General features: G+C 64.4%; 18 protein-coding genes. 11 read left to right on the top strand and 7 right to left on the bottom strand.

The features are described from left to right. Positions 1 to 9 precede the first annotated feature (9 nt). Positions 10 to 816 carry a glycosyltransferase family 2 protein gene (locus tag BW994_RS08590; RefSeq protein WP_029311059.1) on the bottom strand — a complete coding sequence of 269 codons (807 nt, stop codon included), beginning with the start codon at positions 814 to 816 and terminating at the stop codon, positions 10 to 12. A 265-nt stretch (positions 817 to 1081) separates the two neighbouring features. Here BW994_RS08590 and BW994_RS08585 point away from each other — a divergent pair, with 265 nt between their 5' ends. Continuing rightward, positions 1082 to 1408, top strand: a complete 327-nt coding sequence (locus BW994_RS08585; protein ID WP_029311058.1) for a hypothetical protein — start codon at positions 1082 to 1084, stop codon at positions 1406 to 1408. 2 nt (positions 1409 to 1410) lie between these two features. On the opposite strand, the gene araD is transcribed toward BW994_RS08585, so the two are convergent. Further along, on the bottom strand, positions 1411 to 3135 hold the full coding sequence (araD, locus tag BW994_RS08580) for an L-arabinonate dehydratase (RefSeq protein ID WP_029311057.1): 1725 nt from the start codon (positions 3133 to 3135) through the stop codon (positions 1411 to 1413). A 312-nt stretch (positions 3136 to 3447) separates the two neighbouring features. On the opposite strand from araD, the gene BW994_RS08575 reads away from it, so the two are divergent. After that, the gene (locus BW994_RS08575) at positions 3448 to 3759 is read left to right on the top strand and encodes a hypothetical protein (protein ID WP_029311056.1); all 312 of its coding nucleotides are present in this window, start codon (positions 3448 to 3450) and stop codon (positions 3757 to 3759) included. A gap of 23 nt (positions 3760 to 3782) precedes the next feature. On the opposite strand, the gene BW994_RS08570 is transcribed toward BW994_RS08575, so the two are convergent. Genes BW994_RS08570 through BW994_RS08560 form a run of 3 tightly spaced genes read right to left on the bottom strand, consistent with a single transcriptional unit; the run spans position 3783 to position 6564 of the window. After that, positions 3783 to 4997: an aminopeptidase gene (locus BW994_RS08570; RefSeq protein ID WP_029311055.1), complete on the bottom strand. Its 1215-nt coding sequence runs from the start codon at positions 4995 to 4997 to the stop codon at positions 3783 to 3785. Continuing rightward, positions 4994 to 5794, bottom strand: coding sequence for an MBL fold metallo-hydrolase (locus tag BW994_RS08565; RefSeq protein WP_029311054.1), 801 nt, complete (start codon positions 5792 to 5794; stop codon positions 4994 to 4996). The genes BW994_RS08570 and BW994_RS08565 overlap by 4 nt, the downstream gene beginning before the upstream one ends. Continuing rightward, on the bottom strand, positions 5791 to 6564 hold the full coding sequence (locus tag BW994_RS08560; RefSeq protein ID WP_029311053.1) for a TatD family hydrolase: 774 nt from the start codon (positions 6562 to 6564) through the stop codon (positions 5791 to 5793). The genes BW994_RS08565 and BW994_RS08560 overlap by 4 nt, the downstream gene beginning before the upstream one ends. Before the next feature lie 92 nt (positions 6565 to 6656). Between BW994_RS08560 and gpmI the strand changes: the two genes are divergently transcribed. From gpmI to BW994_RS08520, 8 genes are all read left to right on the top strand, one after another. Next, positions 6657 to 8189, top strand: a complete 1533-nt coding sequence (gpmI, locus tag BW994_RS08555; RefSeq protein WP_029311052.1) for a 2,3-bisphosphoglycerate-independent phosphoglycerate mutase — start codon at positions 6657 to 6659, stop codon at positions 8187 to 8189. Positions 8190 to 8307: 118 nt separating this feature from the next. Further along, positions 8308 to 9570 carry a murein hydrolase activator EnvC family protein gene (locus BW994_RS08550; protein ID WP_245594062.1) on the top strand — a complete coding sequence of 421 codons (1263 nt, stop codon included), beginning with the start codon at positions 8308 to 8310 and terminating at the stop codon, positions 9568 to 9570. Between the two features lie 96 nt (positions 9571 to 9666). Continuing rightward, a complete protein-coding gene (locus tag BW994_RS08545; RefSeq protein ID WP_029311050.1) occupies positions 9667 to 11040 on the top strand; it encodes a S41 family peptidase in 1374 nt (457 codons plus the stop codon). Between the two features lie 14 nt (positions 11041 to 11054). Further along, on the top strand, positions 11055 to 11990 hold the full coding sequence (locus tag BW994_RS08540) for a divergent polysaccharide deacetylase family protein (protein WP_029311049.1): 936 nt from the start codon (positions 11055 to 11057) through the stop codon (positions 11988 to 11990). Then, the gene (locus tag BW994_RS08535; protein ID WP_029311048.1) at positions 11987 to 12481 is read left to right on the top strand and encodes an RNA pyrophosphohydrolase; all 495 of its coding nucleotides are present in this window, start codon (positions 11987 to 11989) and stop codon (positions 12479 to 12481) included. The genes BW994_RS08540 and BW994_RS08535 overlap by 4 nt, the downstream gene beginning before the upstream one ends. 2 nt (positions 12482 to 12483) lie before the next feature. Beyond that, positions 12484 to 13149 (top strand): dienelactone hydrolase family protein, encoded by a 666-nt coding sequence (locus BW994_RS08530; RefSeq protein WP_029311047.1) that lies wholly within the window; start codon positions 12484 to 12486, stop codon positions 13147 to 13149. Between the two features lie 57 nt (positions 13150 to 13206). Further along, a complete protein-coding gene (guaA, locus tag BW994_RS08525; protein WP_029311046.1) occupies positions 13207 to 14766 on the top strand; it encodes a glutamine-hydrolyzing GMP synthase in 1560 nt (519 codons plus the stop codon). A 275-nt stretch (positions 14767 to 15041) separates the two neighbouring features. Then, entirely contained in the window at positions 15042 to 16226 is a 1185-nt protein-coding gene (locus BW994_RS08520; RefSeq protein ID WP_029311045.1) for a pyridoxal-phosphate-dependent aminotransferase family protein, read from the top strand. An 81-nt stretch (positions 16227 to 16307) separates the two neighbouring features. Here the strand turns inward: BW994_RS08520 and BW994_RS08515 are convergent, their stop codons facing one another. Next, positions 16308 to 16685 carry a VOC family protein gene (locus BW994_RS08515; protein WP_029311044.1) on the bottom strand — a complete coding sequence of 126 codons (378 nt, stop codon included), beginning with the start codon at positions 16683 to 16685 and terminating at the stop codon, positions 16308 to 16310. Positions 16686 to 16780: 95 nt separating this feature from the next. Here BW994_RS08515 and soxR point away from each other — a divergent pair, with 95 nt between their 5' ends. Continuing rightward, the gene (soxR, locus tag BW994_RS08510) at positions 16781 to 17251 is read left to right on the top strand and encodes a redox-sensitive transcriptional activator SoxR (protein WP_029311043.1); all 471 of its coding nucleotides are present in this window, start codon (positions 16781 to 16783) and stop codon (positions 17249 to 17251) included. Positions 17252 to 17291: 40 nt separating this feature from the next. Here the strand turns inward: soxR and cysQ are convergent, their stop codons facing one another. Beyond that, positions 17292 to 18053, bottom strand: coding sequence for a 3'(2'),5'-bisphosphate nucleotidase CysQ (gene cysQ / locus BW994_RS08505; RefSeq protein WP_029311042.1), 762 nt, complete (start codon positions 18051 to 18053; stop codon positions 17292 to 17294). Between the last annotated feature and the right edge of the window lie 42 nt (positions 18054 to 18095).

Below are 18095 nucleotides of genomic sequence, written 5' to 3'. Positions count from 1 at the left end.
CGGTGCCGCCTAATGGCTATGTTCGAGCGGCCGCGCCACGATGCCGCGATCCACCTTGGCCGGCCCATTAGTCTGCGCTGTTGCGCCAATCACGATGTCCGGACGGTTCCACCGGCGCTGCAGCCAGGCAACCCCAGCCAGATCGACGACGCCAACCTTCAGCCGGCCCCACGTGCCATAATGCGACGCCCCGGCGTGGCGCGGCCTATGGCCAACCGGGTGCGATATCACCACCCCGCCGGCACGGATGACCAAGGCGGGCAGAAACCGGTGCATATGATCAAACTGGGGCAGGGACATGAATGTCTTGCGCCGGAACAGTTTCAGGCCGCAACCGGTATCCGGCGTCGCATCGCCCAGCAGCCGCGCGCGCACCTTGTTGGCGATCCGCGAGCTCAGCAGCTTGATCGCGTCATCCTGCCGGCGCTGACGATGCCCGGCGATCAGCACCGGCGTACCGGGCCGATCACTGCGGCGTGCCGCCTCGAACATCGCGGGAATGTCGGCCGGATCGTTCTGGCCATCGCCATCAAGCGTCGCGATCCACGTCGCGTCGGCCGCGCGTACCCCGGTAATGATCGCCGCACTCTGGCCGCAACTGGCCCGATGCCGGATAACCCGCAAATCCGTGTTCTTGCGCGCCTGCGCCGCCAAGATCGCGGCCGTCGCATCGGTGCTGCCATCATCGACATAAACAATCTCGTAATCGAGCCCGGCCATCGCGGCGCGGATTTCGCACAGCAACGGCTCGATATTGGCCGCCTCGTTATGCACCGGTACGACGATCGCAATGCTATGATCGGCAGCGTGTTCCATGTTTACGGTTCCTGACCAACTCGATTTGATCTGGTCACTCTGTTGGGCAATTCAGGCGGATCTGTGGCCGATCTGTGCGCGCCGCACGCCGAGGCCAAATCGTGATCCGGCATACCCAAAGCACAAATCACGGCAACACGAGTTTCCATAATATTTCTTCTGCGATCTTTGTGCGCGCCCCGACCAGCGCAGTCTGGCCTTGCCTGATTGTAACTTTGTTTTGCCCCCGCCTGCACCAAGTGCTGTACATCATCAGGAGATCATCATGAAAACCAAGGCCGCCCATCGATCCATCGGACCCGCCATCGCCTTCGGCACCACGTTATTGCTTGCCGGCATGACATCCATGATTTCCGCTCATGCCCAGAGCACCACCACCGCGATGTCGCACTCCACCAAAAAGGATGCCGGCGCCGCCGCGCGCCATCAGACCGCCATGAGCGGCCATAAGCGCACGCTCAAGCGCACATCGCACTCGCGCACCCACGCAACGTCGTCGCACATGAAGCGCCGTTCGCATGTCTCCAAAACCATGGGCCATAAAACCGCCCATCAGAATCAGGCGGTCGGCGCGACATCCAAAGCGCCCTGAACCTAATGGATCTCTGGCTCCGGCACCGCGCCGGGACGCTGTAAAAAATCGAAGTCGCAGCCCGTATCGGCCTGGCCGATATGGGCTGCCGCCATCGCGCCATACCCCCGCAGATACCGTGGCGCCGGCGCCACCCACCCTGCCCGCCGCGCGGCCAACTCATCCGCGCTCAGCCGCACATCGATCGTGCGCGCCGCAACATCCACCGCAATGATATCCCCGGTGCGGATCAGCGCGAGCGGCCCGCCGACGAACGCTTCCGGTGCCACGTGCAGAATGCACGCGCCATAACTGGTCCCGCTCATCCGCGCATCGGAAATCCGCAGCATGTCGCGCACGCCTTGCCGCAGCAGCTTCACCGGAATCGGCAACATCCCCCACTCCGGCATCCCCGGCCCGCCTAGCGGCCCGGCATTGCGCAGCACCAGCACATGATCGGGCGTAACATCGAGCGCCGGGTCGGCCACGGCGCGCGCCATCGCATCATAATCATCAAACACCAAGGCCGGTCCTTCATGCTTGAGCAACCGCGGCTCCGCCGCCGATGGTTTCATCACGCACCCGTCCGGTGCCAGATTACCACGCAGCACCGCCAGCCCATCGGCCTGTGAAACCGGGTTGCCAACCGGGCGAATGACGTCCTCGTTCCAGATCGTTGCGTTTTCAATATTATCACCCAGCGTCGCCCCGTTCACCGTCGCCGTCGATACATCAAGCCGATCCGTCAGCCTCGTCAAAAATGCGGTCAGCCCACCCGCATAGAAAAAATCCTCCATCAGATACTCACCCGACGGCCTGATATTCGCGAGCACCGGCACGCCCGCCGAAAGTTCGTCGAACCGGCCAAGCTCGAGTGCAATTCCCGCCCGCCGTGCCATCGCGATCAAATGAATGATCGCATTGGTCGAACCCGCGAGCGCCGCACTCGCGACAATCGCATTCTCGAAACTCGCCAGGGTCAGAATATCGGTCAGCCTTCGCCCCTCCCAAACCAGATCAACCGCGCGCCGCCCGGTCGCCGTCGCCATGCGCGCATGGCCCGAATCCGGCGCGGGGATCGAGGTCGCCCCCGGCAGCGTCAGCCCCAAAACCTCGGCGAGCGAGGTCATCGTCATCGCGGTGCCCATCGTCATGCACACGCCGTCGGACCGCGCGATGCCGGATTCCATCTCCGCCCACTGCGCCTCGGAAATATTGCCCGCGCGCTTCTCGTCCCAGAATTTCCAGATATCCGAGCCCGAGCCGAGAATCCTGCCGCCCCAATTACCCCGCAGCATCGGCCCGGCCGGCATGAAAATCGCGGGCAACCCCGCGCTGATCGCCCCCATGATGGTCGCCGGTGTGGTCTTGTCGCACCCGCCCATCAGCACCGCCCCATCGACCGGCAATGAGCGCAGATTTTCTTCCACCTCCATCGCCAGCAGATTGCGATAGAGCATCGTGGTCGGCTTCACGAAATTCTCCGGCAGCGCCATCACCGGTACCTCGACCGGAAATCCCCCCGCCTCCAGCACGCCGCGCTTAATCGCCTCGACCCGCGCCGGGAAATGTCCATGGCAATGCGCCAGCCCGTTCCACGTGTTGATGATCGCAATCACCGGCCGGCCCGCCACATCCTCAAGATCGAAGCCAAGCTGGCGAATGCGCGAACGATGGCCGAAACTGCGCAGATCACTGGCACCGAACCAGCGGTAACTACGCAAGGCAGTGGGGTCGCGCTGTTGCATCGAGCGTCTCCTGATCGTTGAAACCCGGATAACAACTCACGCCCGCGAAGTCCAACCGGCGCAAACCTGCCTGACCCGAAAAACAACCAGAAATAGCATCGTTTCCGATTTTATTCGCGTTGCCCGATATAAGTAAAGTCCGAGTCTACAACCGTAAAAGCCAAATCTGTAATAATAAATATTCGTTGCAATATAATAACAAAGTCACATTGCCCACGCGGCCACGACCGACCACGATCCGACAAACACCAAGGCAATCATGATCCCAGCGTCCGCCAATCATCACAGACTCCCTCACATGGACTGCACATCATGACGTGCCATGACCCACATGCCGCCCCGGTTTCCAACACCGAAACGCCCAAGACCAGGCGCGCCCTGCTGGCGCTCGTTCCCATCCATACCCCGAGCCGGCAACGCCACTACATCCTGATCGACGACATTCCACACCCCTGGCGCCTCGCCTTTGCAACGGCGCTCGGTGAACGCCAGCGCCCGATCCTGGCCGATCGCCGGCCCGCCGCCTACGCCTGGGACTGGCGGGATTGGGTCATGGATCGAAGCTGGGACCTGCCGGACCATGTGTCGCTGCACTGCCCTCGCAAAAATGCCGCGTCACGCTGAAGACACGACCTCTCTGACGACGATCATCCCAGCGTAAACGCCCCCGCCCGCATCACCGGTTCCACCGCACCTGAAGCCGTGATGCCATCGACATCCATCTGCCCTGACCCGATCATCCAATCGACATGGATCAAGCTCTCGTTCGCCCCGCGCGCGGCATCGCAGCCGCCCTCCATGTTCAACGACAGCGCCTGGCCGAGCGCGATATGGCAGGCAGCGTTTTCATCGAACAGCGTGTTGCGGAAAATCAGCCCCGATTGCGCGACCGGCGAGGCCTCCGGTACCAGCGCCACCTCGCCCAACCGCGCCGCACCTTCATCGGTACCGATCAGCGCGCGGAACACGTCCTGCCCCTTCGACGCTTGTGCCTCAACGATACGCCCGGCCTCGAACCGCACCCATATCCCTTCGATCAGCGCACCACCATTGACCAGAGGTTTTGTCGCAGAAACAACGCCTTCCACCTTCATCTTGTGAGGCATTGTAAACACTTCCTCGGTCGGCATGTTCGGCAGACACACCGTGCCATTGCGCGACTCAACCGAACCACCAGCCCAGCGATGATCCTCCGCGAGCCCGACCCGCAAATCCGTCCCCGGTCCGCGAAACCGCAGTGCGGCAAAGCGCTTCTCGTTCAGCACGTCGCAGCGGCGCCTCAGCGTCGCCGCATGGTCGCGCCACGCGCGCACCGGATCGGGTTGATCGACCCGGCTGACCGCGAAAATCGCATCCCATAACTTCGCCACCGCCGCATCGCGCGGCTCATCGGGAAACACCGAAGCCGCCCACCCCGGCGTCGCGAACGACAGGATCGACCAATTGGTCGCAAAACTGCTGATCAAGTTGCGCACCGGCTTCATCGCCGCCGCCGTCGCCCGCTGCGCCCGCCCGATCCGCGCGGGATCGCATCCCGCCAGCAGCATCGGGTCCGACCCCACAATGGTCAGCACCGCCGCGCCATCACCCACTGATTTCGCCATCGCCTCATACAACCACGCCGGCGAGAAATCGAAACTCTCCTCATCCGCATGCACGAACCGCGCCCGTTGCACCACATCATCCACGAACAACGGCACCACCAGCGTGGCACCCGCATCATACGCATGCGCCACAATCCGCTGCACCAGCGCCCGTGCATCGACCGGCGCGTTGACGATCAACTCCTGCCCCTTCTGCACATTGACACCGATCTTCACGGCAATCTCGGCCAACCGGTCCAGTTTTTCGTCCTGCGTCACGTTACTTCTCCCTCGATTAGCATGCCGTCATACCCAGGCTCGATTCCTGCTGGCAGCCCTGCCAGCAGCGTCGCGTAATCCATGTCCGGCCCCATATGCGTCAAGATCGTCCGCCGTGGCCGTAAGGCGTCCACCCACGTCAGCACCTGATCCAGATTGGCATGGGTCGGATGTTTCGGTCCGTGCGTGAAACAATCGACCACCCAGGTGTCGATCCCCGCTAACCGCGCGAACTCCTCGTCGTCGAACCGCATCACATCGGTGCAATAGGCAAAATTGCCAATCCTCAGCCCGAGCGAGGGAATAAACCCATGATCCTGCCCGATGATACCGACCGGCAGGCCACAAATCCGGTTCGTCTCGCCCGGCGCGATTCTGTGCGTATCGATCACCGGCCGAAAAAAACCCGGCGGTTGCCAGGGCTTGAATGCATAGTTGAACCGCCGGACCAACTCATCCCAGGTCCGCTCGTCGCTGTAACCGGGGATCGGCGCGCCCAGAATTCGATTGAGAATCCGCACCTCGTCCAATCCGGCGATATGATCGGCATGCGCATGGGTAAACAGCACCGCATCGATCCGGGCGATCCGGTTCGCGGTTAGCTGCAACCGCACTTCTGGCGCCGTATCCACCAGCAACCGTCCCGCCGCGCTCTCAATCGCAATGCTCGCCCGCGTCCGCGCATTCCGCGCCTCGGCCGGATCGCAACTCCCCCAATCGCCCGCGCCATCGGCGCCACCAATCTGCGGCAAACCTGCCGACCCGCCGGTCCCGAGCAGCGTGACGCGAAACCTCATGCCGCCTTGGTGAACAGGCGGCGGAAATTCTGGCTGGTCAAATCCGCGAGCGCCGGCTCGCTCAGCCCCAGCACGCCGGCCAGCACGCGCGCGGTATGCACCGTATTGGCCGGCTCATTGCGCTTGCCGCGCAACGGCACCGGCGCCAGATACGGCGAATCGGTCTCCACCAGCACCCGATCCGCCGGCACATCCCGCGCGATCGCCCGCAGATCGTCCGATTTCGGAAACGTCAAAATCCCCGAAAACGACACATACCCGCCGATCGCCAGAGCCCGCTCGGCCAATCCCCGGCCGGATGAAAAACAATGCAGCAAAAACGAAAACGGCCGCTCAGCATAAGCCGCCTCGAGCATCGATGCGATATCCTCATCGGCATCCCGCGCATGAATCGCAAGCGGCAGGTCAGTGAGTTGCGCGGCCCGGATGTGCGCTGCGAAATTCGCCGCCTGCACATCGCGCGGCGCCTTGTCGTAAAAATAATCCAACCCGGATTCACCGATCCCGATCACCTTTGGATGCACGGTCAAAGCCGCGATCGTTTCGGCAGCCGGCACACCACCCTCCCCGCCCGCATTGTGCGGATGCACACCCACGCAGGCCCACACGTTCGCGGCCGCCGCCGCCATCGCCACGGCCTGCTGCGACTGCGCGAGGCTGGTGCCGATCGTCACCATCTCGCCCACCCCCGCCGCCGCCGCCCGCGCCAGCACCGCCGGCCGCTCGGTTTCCGTGAAATAATCCAGATGGCAATGGGAATCGATCAACATGACCGTTATATAGACCGCAGTTCGCCCAACCGGAACCTGCCGCTATGCGGCCCGCCGCCGGCATCCCATCGCCGCCCGTCCAGGAGACCACCATGAAGCAACCGGTCATGCTGACCATTCTCGACGGCTTCGGCTGGCGTGAAGACCAGGCCGACAATGCCGTCGCGCTGGCGCAAACGCCCAATTTCGACCGCCTCTGGCAAGCCTCGCCCCACGCCTTCCTGCGCACCTGCGGTAACGATGTCGGCCTGCCGGACGGCCAGATGGGCAATTCCGAGGTCGGCCACACCAATATCGGCGCCGGGCGCGTCGTCATGCAGGAATTGCCGCGCATCGATGCCGCCATCACCGATGGCTCGCTGGCCACCAACCCCGACCTGCAACGCTTCATCGCCGCCCTGAAACAATCCGAAGGGGCCTGCCACCTGCTCGGCCTGATCTCGCCCGGCGGCGTCCACGCCCATCAACGCCACGTCGCCGCCCTCGCCACCATCATTGCCGATGCCGGCGTGCCGGTGTTCATCCACGCCATCACCGATGGCCGCGACACCGCCCCTGAAAGCGCCGCCGACTGCCTGCAAACCCTGATCGATGCCATTCCCTCCGGCGCCGAAATCGCCACCATCATCGGCCGCTACTACGCCATGGACCGCGATAACCGCTGGGAGCGGGTGGAACGCGCGTTCGACCTGCTGGTCGATGGCGCAGGCACCGCCGCGACCGATCCGGTCGAGGCGGTGCGCGCCAGTTACCGCGCCGCCATCACCGATGAATTCGTCAAACCCATCGTGATCACCGGATATGCTGGCATCAGCGATGGCGACGGCCTGCTCTGCGCCAATTTCCGCGCCGACCGCGTCCGCGAAATCCTCACCGCCCTGCTCGACCCCGGCTTCGAGGGCTTCTCCCGCGCCCTGGTCCCGAAATTCGCCGCCGCCCTCGGCATGGTCCCCTACTCGGACCATATCGACAAACTCATGCACTGCCTGTTCGCGCCGAACCCGATGACCAACCTGCTCGGTGAAGTCGTCGCCCGCGCCGGCAAACGCCAACTCCGCGCCGCGGAGACCGAAAAATACCCGCACGTCACCTACTTCCTCAACGGCGGCCGCGAAACGCCGTTCGAAGGCGAAGACCGCATCATGGTCCCCTCACCCAAGGTCGCCACCTACGACTTGCAACCCGAAATGTCCGCACCCGAACTGACCGAAAAAGTCGTCGCCGCCATCGAAGCCGGCGACCTCGATATGATCGTGCTGAACTTCGCCAACCCGGACATGGTCGGACACACCGGCATCCTCGCCGCCGCCATCAAAGCCGTCGAAACCGTTGATACCTGTCTCGGCCGCATCGCCGCCGCCATTGCCGCCCAGCACGGTAGCCTCATCGTGACCGCCGATCACGGCAATTGCGAACTGATGCGCGACCCCGCAACCGGCGGGCCCCACACCGCCCATACGCTCAACCGCGTGCCCGTCCTGCTCGCCGGCGCGGCACCAGGCACCACACTGCACGACGGCCGCCTCGCCGACCTCGCCCCCACTATCCTCGCCCTGCTCGGCATCGCCCAACCGGCCGAAATGACCGGAACCTCGTTGATCGGGACGGCTGCGATTGGGGGGTGAGGCAGACAAGGAAGAAGGCCAGGGGCTCTGCCCCTGGACCCCGCTAAGGGCGGAGCCCTTAGAACCCGCTAGTTTTAGGCGCGAGGTGGGCGTCCAGGCGATTGCCATACCGAATCCCGTGCCCGCCCTCCCCGCGCCTAAAACGAATGGATTCCAAAGGCCCTGCCTTTGGTGGGGGGCCAGGGGGCAAAGCCCCCTGGCCTTCTTCTTCACCTGCCTCACCCTCTCAGTTGCAGCCATCCTGATCATCCTGTCCGGCATCGCGCAGGCCGGGTCGCTGGACCGGGCGCGAGCACGGCTGGATGCGGACAATCGGGCGGCGCAGCAGCATCAGGCGGCCGCGGCGGCGGCGTTGCGCGCGGCCGCGGCGGCGCGGGCGCAGCAGGCGGCGCTGGTGACGCGTGAGGTCGCGGCGGCCGCCGCCTTGCGGGTCGATGAGACCGCAACGGCAGGCCTCGTCGAGAAGCTCGATCATCTGACCCGCCACGCAAATGCCGCCCGTGCCGAGCTACAGGCCGATTCGGCGGCAATCGCGCCCTTGCTGCCCTTGATGGCGCGGCTTGCCCTGCACCCGGCCGCGACCTTGCTGGCCGCGGATGCCGCACCCGGCCGCGCCGCGGAGGGGGCACTCGTGATGCAGGGGCTGACCCGCCAAATCGGCGCCCGCGCAACCGCCTTGCGCGCCGCACGGCGGCGCTACGCCGCACTGACCACCGCTCTCAGCACCCAGCAGGCCGTGCTGACGCAAGCCATCACGGCCCAGCAGGCAAGCGACGCCGCGCTGCAGACCGATATTGCGAAGGTCAGCTCCCAGGAAACCGCGTCGATCGCCCGGCACGCGGCGGAACAGCGTGCGGCAAATACCGCGGCAGCAAATGCGCACGACCTGGTGGCTGTGATCGCCCGATTAGAGGACAATCGTCGTGCAGCGGCCAAGGCCCGCGCGCAGGCGGCCGCCGCGCGTTTGCCCGCACCGGCCGGCGCCGTCCCGCAACCACTGCGCGGCGCGCCGGTCGCCGGCAAACTGGTCCGCGCGTTCGGCGCACCAACGGCGGCGGGTCCGGCAACCGGCGACACGTTTGCTGCATCGCCGGGCGGCGTGGTCAGCGCCGCCTGTGCCGGCCAGGTGGTGTTCGCAAAACCGTTCGAGAGTTACGGCAAGTTGATCATTCTCGATTGCGGCGGCGGATACGATTTCGTGATGGCAGGGCTTGATCGGTTTTCCGTCAGCGTCGGCCAGTCAGTCCGGGCTGGCCAACCGGTCGGCAGCATGGCACGATATGACCCGCACGATCCAGGCAATCAGCCGCGTCTTTACGTGGAACTGCGCCAGCACGGCACCGCGATCGACCCCGCCGGTCATTTCGGCGGCGGCACGTAGGTTCCGGGGCGGCGCGAAATCCGGTACTGGACTTCCGGTCAGGGCGCATTATTGGTTGAGACAGTAGCGATTGGACGTGGCAAAAGGATGGCGCGGATGAAGTTTCGGACCAGCTTGTTGATCGCCGGCACCTTTATTGCCGGTGTCGGAATCGGCGTCATCGCCCCGGTGGTGCGCGGTGCGCTGGCCGATGCGCCGGCGGGCAGCGACACCTATCAGCAGCTCGGCCTGTTCGAAAACATCTTCCAGCGGGTCAAGGCCGACTACGTGATGCCCGAACCCTCGAAAAAACTCATCTATGATTCCATGAACGGCATGCTGGCCGGGCTCGATCCGCACAGCGGCTACATGAACAAGCAACAGTACCAGGACATGCAGGCCGAAACCAGCGGCCAGTTCGGCGGCCTCGGCCTCGAAGTCTCGCAGGCGGCCGGCTTCATCAAGGTGATCAGCCCGATCGATGGCACGCCCGCCGCCAAGGCCGGCATCAAACCCGGCGATCTGATCGTCGGGATCGACGGCAAGCCGATGGTCGGCCTCACGCTCGACAAGGCGGTCACCGCGATGCGCGGCCCGCCGGGCAGCAAGATCACCCTGACCATCAAGCGCGCCGGTGTCGACAAGCCGATCGTCGATACCCTGACCCGCGCAACCATCCATGTCCAGGCGGTCAAGGGCAAGCTCTACGGCAAGATCGGTTATATGCGGCTCGCGAGCTTTTCCGAAAACGCCAGCCGCGACATCCGCCGCGCCGTGCACAAACTCCGCCGTGAAAGCCACGGCCATGTCGATGCCTATGTGCTCGACATGCGCAACAACCCCGGCGGCCTGCTCAACCAGGGCATCGCTGTCGCGAACGATTTCCTACAAACCGGCGAAATCGTCTCCACCCACGGCCGTCACAGTTCCGATGACGAAGTCTGGTACGCCCACCCGGACGATACGCTGGTCAAACACACGCCGCTGGTCATCCTGGTCAATTCCGGTACCGCCTCCGCCGCCGAAATCGTCAGCGCCGCCCTGCAACAAAACCGCCGCGCGGTCGTCATGGGCACGCGCAGCTTCGGCAAGGGCTCGGTGCAGACAATTTTCACCATCCCCGACCATGGCGCGCTGCGCCTGACCACCGCGCTCTACTACACGCCGTCGGGCAAATCATTGCAGGATTACGGCGTGCAGCCGGATGTGGTCGTGCATGAAAGCGCCAACCCGAAGGATCAATTCCCGAAAATCCGCGAAGCCAACATGCCGAACGCATTCCACAACCCGTCCGGCATGAAGGCGCCGATCCTACCGCCGAAGCTGGTGCTCCCCGCCATGGCCAAAACCATCGCACCGCGCCCGCCGGTCGGCTGGCCGAAGCTCGACCCTCAAAAACCGGCAACCGACTATCAGTTGCAGATGGCGCTGAAACTGGCCCGCGCCATGGCCCAGCAGGGCGGGTCCAGCCAGGCGGACGCGGCACACTGATCTCCCTTCCAGCCATGCCGCGCGTACCACCCTCACTGAAGCTGTTCTGGGGGTGCGTCGCGGCCGTCGTGGTCATCGGCGTTGCCGTTTTGCAATATCTCGGCCCGATCAAATCAGTCCCGGCGCTTGCCGCGCGCGGCAACGGCATACCCGTGCCCAGCCCGATGCTCCAGGCAGCCTCCAGCGTCGATCCCGCGTGGAAAATCCCGCATCCGGGTCCCTACGGCGTCACCCCGATGCATTATTATGCGGCCCGCGCCACCGCGGCGGCCGATGAACCGCGCGTCGCGATCATGATCGCCGGCATCGGCTACGCCCTCACCCCAAGCCTCGCCGCGGTACATAACCTGCCCCCGCAAATCTCCCTCGCCTTGTCACCCTATGCGCCGCATGACGAAACCATCGCCGCCGCCGCCCGCGCAGCCGGCCATGAAACCATCATCGGCCTGCCGATGCAGGTCGATGGCGAACCCACGTTCACCGCCGGCGATGATGCACTCCGCGCCGGCTCGGCGGCACCGCATAATCTGAAACGGCTCGACTGGGCCTTGTCGCGCGCCGCAGGCTATGCCGGCGTCACCGATACAATCGGCCTTACGGTGCCAGAATTGTTCCTGAAACATCAGCACGCCGCCGCATGGCTCGGTGGCCAACTCGCCAAGGCCGGCGTCTTCATGATCATTGCCAGTCCCAACGTCACCCCACCCCCCGGCGTTGCCTCCAGTATCGCCGACATCGTGATCGACCCCGATACTGGCATCGCCGCCGAAACGGCCGACCTCAACCGGCTCGGCACCATCGCCCTCGCCCACGGCCACGCGCTCGGCGTCTTGGACCGGCCGACCGGCCCGGCAATCGCCGCCCTGGCAGCGTGGTGCAAGAGCCTCGGCGCCGCCCATATCGCCCTCGTCCCGGTCAGCGCGCTCGCCCTGCCCGCAGGATCGCGATGACCGACCCGGCCACCCTGCCCTATCGGCCCAACGTCGGCGCCGCCCTGTTCAACCGCGTCGGGCAAATCCTGATCGCGCGTCGCGCCGGGCATCAGGCGAGCTTCACCCACCCCTGGCAATTACCGCAAGGCGGCATCGATGCCGGGGAAGACCCGCGCACCGCCGTGCTGCGCGAACTCGGTGAGGAAATCGGCACCACCGAGGCCGCCATCATCGGCGAAATCCCCGACTGGATCACCTACGATTTCCCGCCCGATATCGCGGCCCGGCTGGGCAACCGCCATCGCGGCCAACGCCAGCGCTGGTTCGCCCTGCGCTTTACCGGCACCGACGCCATGATCCGGCTCGATGCAGACCCAAACCCCGAATTCATCGACTGGCGCTGGGCCGATCTCGCGACCATCCCCGCTCTCGCCGTCCCGTTCAAACGTCACATCTATGAACGCATCGCGCGCGATTTCGCCGCGTTCGCAACCCCGCAAGGAGACTGATCTTGGGTGAAATGATCGAACTGACCGCGTCCGACGGCCATAAATTCCACGCCTACGCCGCCGGCGATGAAAAAGCCGAGCGTGCGCTGGTGGTCGTGCAGGAAATCTTCGGCGTCAACCAGCACATGCGCGAAATCGCCGATCACCTGGCAAGCTTTGGCTACCGTGTACTTTCGCCCGCCGTGTTCGACCGCGCCGAACGCAACGTCGAACTCGACTACACGCCCGACGGCATCAAAAAAGGCCTCGAACTGCGCGCGGCCATCGCCGAATCCAACGTCATGCTCGATATCGAGGCGACCGCCGCAAACCTCAGCCCCCGCCCGACCGGCATCATCGGCTATTGCTGGGGCGGTACCATCGCCTGGTGGGGCGCGACCCGCAGCAAGAGCTTCAAGGCCGCGATCGGCTGGTACGGCGGCGGCATCGTGCAAACCAAGGAAGCGCCCATCGCCTGCCCGGTGCAGCTGCATTTCGGCGCGCTCGACAAAGGCATCCCGCTCACCGATGTCGAAGCGATCAAGACCTCCCAGCCCGAAATCCCGGTCTTCATCTACGAGGGCGCCGATCACGGTTTCGGCTGCGACGCGCGGGCGAGTTTCAACGCCGAGGCCAACAAGCTGGCCGAAGACCGCAGCCTTGCCTTCTTCGCCGAACATCTGGTCTGACCACCAAGCGGACGTCCGCCTATTGAAACCCCGCGCCGGTCATGCTCATGACGCTCCATGAATGAGCTGACCGACGAACGGATTCTGATCCTCGACTTCGGCAGCCAGGTGACGCAACTTATCGCGCGCCGGCTGCGCGAGGCCGGGGTCTATTGCGAAATCTGGCCCTTCGATGCCGATCCCGCCCGTATCGCCGCCTTCAAGGCGCGCGGCTTCATCCTCTCCGGCGGCCCGGCCAGCGTCAGCGACGAAAACTCCCCTCGCGCGCCCGAACTCGTCTTTGAATCGGATGTCCCCGTGCTCGGCATCTGCTACGGCCAGATGACGATGTGCGCCCAACTCGGCGGCGATGTCAGCGGCGCCCATATCCGCGAATTCGGCCGCGCCTTCGTCGACATCACCGATGATTGCACCTTGTTCGACGGCGCCTGGACCCAGGGCGGCCGTGAACAGGTATGGATGAGCCACGGCGACCATATCAGCGCCCCGCCGCCCGGCTTCCGTACGGTCGCCACCAGCGACGGCGCACCCTTCGCCGTCATCGCCGACGATACCCGCCGCTTCTACGGCCTGATGTTCCACCCGGAAGTCATCCACACGCCGCACGGCGCCCAGCTCCTCGCCAATTTCGTGCACAATGTCTGCGGCCTCTCGAATACCTGGACCATGGCGAACTTCCGTGATGTCGCGCGCGGCAAAATCCGCGCCCAGGTCGGCACCGGCCGCGTCATCTGCGGCCTGTCCGGCGGCGTCGACAGTTCGGTGGCCGCTGCCCTGATCCACGAAGCGATCGGCGATCAACTGGTCTGCATCTTCGTCGATCACGGGCTACTCCGCGCCGGCGAGGCCGACGATGTCATCCGCGTCTTCCGCGACCGTTTCAACATCACCCTGATCCACCGTGACGCGTCAGACCTGTTCTTCGCTGCCCTCGCAGGCGTTGCCGACCCCGAACAGAAGCGCAAGATCATCGGCGGCCTGTTCATCGACGTGTTCGAACAGGAAGCGGCCAAACTCGGCGGCGCCGATTTCCTCGCCCAGGGCACCCTCTACCCGGATGTGATCGAAAGCGTCTCGGTCACCGGCGGCCCGAGTGCCGTCATCAAATCCCACCACAATGTCGGCGGCCTGCCCGCGCGGATGCGGATGCAACTGGTCGAACCCCTACGCGAATTGTTCAAGGACGAGGTCCGCGCCCTCGGCCGCGAACTGGGCCTGCCGGAAACCCTGGTCGGCCGCCACCCCTTCCCCGGCCCCGGCCTCGCCATCCGCATCCCCGGCCCGGTCGATCGCGAAAAAGTCAAAATCCTCCAGCGGGCCGACGCAATCTACCTCGAGGAAATCCGCGCCGCCGGCCTGTACGATGCCATCTGGCAAGCCTTCGTCGCCCTCCTGCCGGTCCGCAGCGTCGGCGTCATGGGGGATGGCCGCACCTACGATTTCGCCTGCGCGCTCCGCGCCGTCACCAGCACCGATGGCATGACGGCCGACGTCTTCCCCTTCGACATGCAGTTCCTCACCCGCGTCGCCGGCCGCATCGTCGGCGAAGTCCGCGGCATCAACCGCGTCACCTACGACATCACCAGCAAACCCCCCGGCACCATCGAGTGGGAGTAAGGCGTGTTGATAGCCATCTGATCGACGTATTGAAATCCTGCCTAGCTCCGTCCGGCCCTGTTACCGCATTATGGGAGGAAAGTCCTGACGCAAGGTGTTGAAGAACCGCAAGGCCAGTTCCCCCCCGCGAGCCCCCACCGACAACAATAATCGCATGCCTGCCGCTAATCTCGAGTGCCACCGCGGTTTCCGCGGCGTCAGGTCTTGCCGTCCAACCAAGTGAACGTCAGACTGCAACCAACAACACCCCGCAATCGCCAGGATCACCACACCCCATGACCTCAAAACCCCGCAAGCCAGGCCGCCTGTTCTTCGCCAACCCGGGCCCGACCAACATCCCCGACAGCATTCTCCGCGCCATGGATGTCCCCACCGTCGATTTCATGTCGGAAGACTTCATCGACATTTACGACCAGGGTGTCGCCGGCCTTAAACGCCTTCTGTTCACCACCGGCGAGGTCTTCATCTACACCTCCAGCGGTCACGGCGCCTGGGAAGCCACCATCCAGAACCTGTTTTCCCCCGGTGATACCATCCTGATGCCCGAATGCGGCTATTTCTCCCGCACCTGGGGGGCCATGGCCAAACGCTTCGGCTTGAACACCGAAATGCCCGAGACCGACTGGCGCCGTGGCCCAGACCCCGCGACCATCACCGAACGCCTCCTCGCTGATAAATCCCACCAGATCAAAGCGGTCTGCATCGTTCATAACGAAACCTCGACCGGTGTGGCGCTCGACCTGCCCGCCATCCGCGCCGCCATCGATGCCGCCAAGCACCCCGCCCTGTTCCTGGTCGACACCATCTCCTCCTTCGCCTCGCTAGAGTTCCGCATGGAAGATTGGGGGATCGATGCCGTCGTCGGCGGCAGCCAGAAAGGCCTTATGTTGCCCGCAGGTCTGGCGTTCACCGCCGTCAGCGAAAAAGCGCTCGAAGCCCATAAATCCGCCACCCTCACCCGCTTTTATTTCGACTGGACCAAAATGATGGCCCGTCGCCACCGTAGCTTCGTAGGCACCGTCCCTGTCCCGCCCTTCTACGGCCTGGTCGAATCCGTCCGCCTGCTCGAATCCGAAGGCATCGAAAACGTCTGGCGCCGCCACCACCGCCTCGCCGAAGCCACCCGCCGCGCCGTCTCGATCTGGAGCGGTAACCAAGGCGTCGCCTTCTTCTGCAGCGACCCCAAACGCCGCTCAGACTCGGTCACCGCCGTCAAAATGCCCGAAGGCCACGACGCCGAAGCCGTTCGCAAAATTGCCTACGACCGCTTCAACGTCTCCCTAGGCGGCGGCCTCGACCCGCTCGGCGGCCAGGTCTTCCGCATCGGCCACATGGGCGATCTCAACGAACCCATGATCCTCGGCACCCTGTCCATCGTCGAACTCTCCCTCCGCCTCGCCGGCGTCCCGCACGCCAATGGCGGCGTGAACGCGGCGATCGACTATCTCGCCGCCGCATAATCTGACGCAGAAAGGTTAAGGAAGAGCTTCTTTTTTGAAAAAACGAAGCAAAAAACTCTTCGAACGAGGCCAGCGGCGCCCTCAGGGCGCCGCGTAACTCACCACCTCATATTCTATTCCATCCGGGTCGAAAAAATAGAACCGCCGCCCTGGCTCATAATCATCATGGCTGAACGGCGTTAACCCCACCGCAATCACCCGCGCTTCGGTATCAGCCAGATCATCAACCTCCACGCCAATATGGTTCAGTGGCCGCCCCTTGGCGAACACCTCGGCAGTTTGGCCACCGTTGTAGAGCGCCACATAATGATCCGACGTCCCGACATGGATCGAATGGCCCCCGTTCCGTGCGGCACCGCTCCACCGAACCCGCCAGTCAAACAGCGCCGCCATCAGCCGCGCCGTGCGCTCAGGGTCCGCAACCGTGATATTCACATGCTCAATCCGTAAAGCCGACATTTCAATCTCCTCAATGTTCAGGCGGAAATCGCTCGCCGGTTGCAACGTCTGGAACCTCAAGCTAACTTGAGATCAAGCATTTTTTCCTGGTATTCATGAAAAATCTGGCCGCCACCCTATCGATCGGTGACCTCGCCCGCAGAACCGGCCTGTCCGTTTCCGCAATCCGCTTCTACGAAACCCGCGGCCTCGTGACCGCCACCCGCGGCGCCGGTAATCAGCGCCGCTTCGCCCGCGCCGATATCCGGCGCCTCTCCTTCGCCCTGATCGCGCAACAACTCGGCCTCACCATCAGCGAAATCGAAGCCGAACTCGCCACATTGCCACGAGGCCACGCGCCATCGGCCGCGGACTGGCAAGCCATCGGCACCAGACTCCAATCCGCCCTCGCCGCGAAGATCACGCTGCTGCAAAAAACCCACGAACTGCTCGGCGGCTGCATCGGTTGCGGTTGCCTCTCGCTCGATCGCTGCGCCCTCTACAACCCGAACGATCGCGCCGCCCGCGCCGGACCAGGCCCCCGTTTCCTCCTCGGCAACCAGGCGTCAGACTTCGAATCCGATTGAACGCAATCGCGGCGACGCCCAAACGCCCAGAGGCTTCGCCTCACCCCGCGCCAAAACACAGAAAATGCGGATTCTCGAATCCCGCCTTGCCATATCTCAGTGGCCGCTCATCCATCGTCACCACCCGTCCACCGGCCGCCTCCAGCACCGCCTGCGGGGCCGCGGTGTCCCACTCCATCGTCCGCCCCAACCGCGGATAAAAATCGGCAACACCCTCGGCCAACCGGCAGAATTTCAACGCCGAGCCAATATTGGTCAGATGCGCCACCTTGTACCGCGCCAGATATTCAGCCAGCAGCGGATCATCGGCATAATGGCGCGATGCATAAACGGTAATCCCCTCCTCGGGTGGCAGCCGCGCCGCAATCGGCCGCCGCCCCGTCGCATCCTGCCGCCACGCGCCAGCGCCCACGATGCCGCCATACACCGCCCCCTGTGCCGGTGCGCCGACCGCACCCAGCACCACCCGTCCCTCGACCACCAGCCCCACACACACGGCAAACTCATCCCGCCCGGCTGCAAACTCGCGCGTGCCGTCGAGCGGATCGACCAGCCAGAACCGCGCTCCCGGCTCGGTCAGCCGGCCCGCCGCCACTTCCTCCTCGGCAATCACAGGAATTTCGGGCACCGCCGCTCGCAGCCCCGCGACAATCACCCGCTCCGCCCGCATGTCCGCAAGCGTCACCGGCGAGTGGTCCTCCTTGTGATCGACGGTAAAGCCACCCGCCCGCACCGCCAGAATTTCACGCCCCGCGGCCTCGGCCAGCGAGGCCGCAAGCTCAAGCAAATCAACATCATTCATGCGCGGTCCATATCGCCGGGCTTGGAAAACCGCAAATAGGCG

Origin of the sequence: Acidiphilium rubrum, from assembly GCF_900156265.1 — a bacterium.
GTDB classification, from domain to species: Bacteria; Pseudomonadota; Alphaproteobacteria; order Acetobacterales; family Acetobacteraceae; genus Acidiphilium; species Acidiphilium rubrum.
Note: the sequence above shows the minus strand (reverse complement) of the source record. Positions and strands in the feature narration are given on the sequence as shown.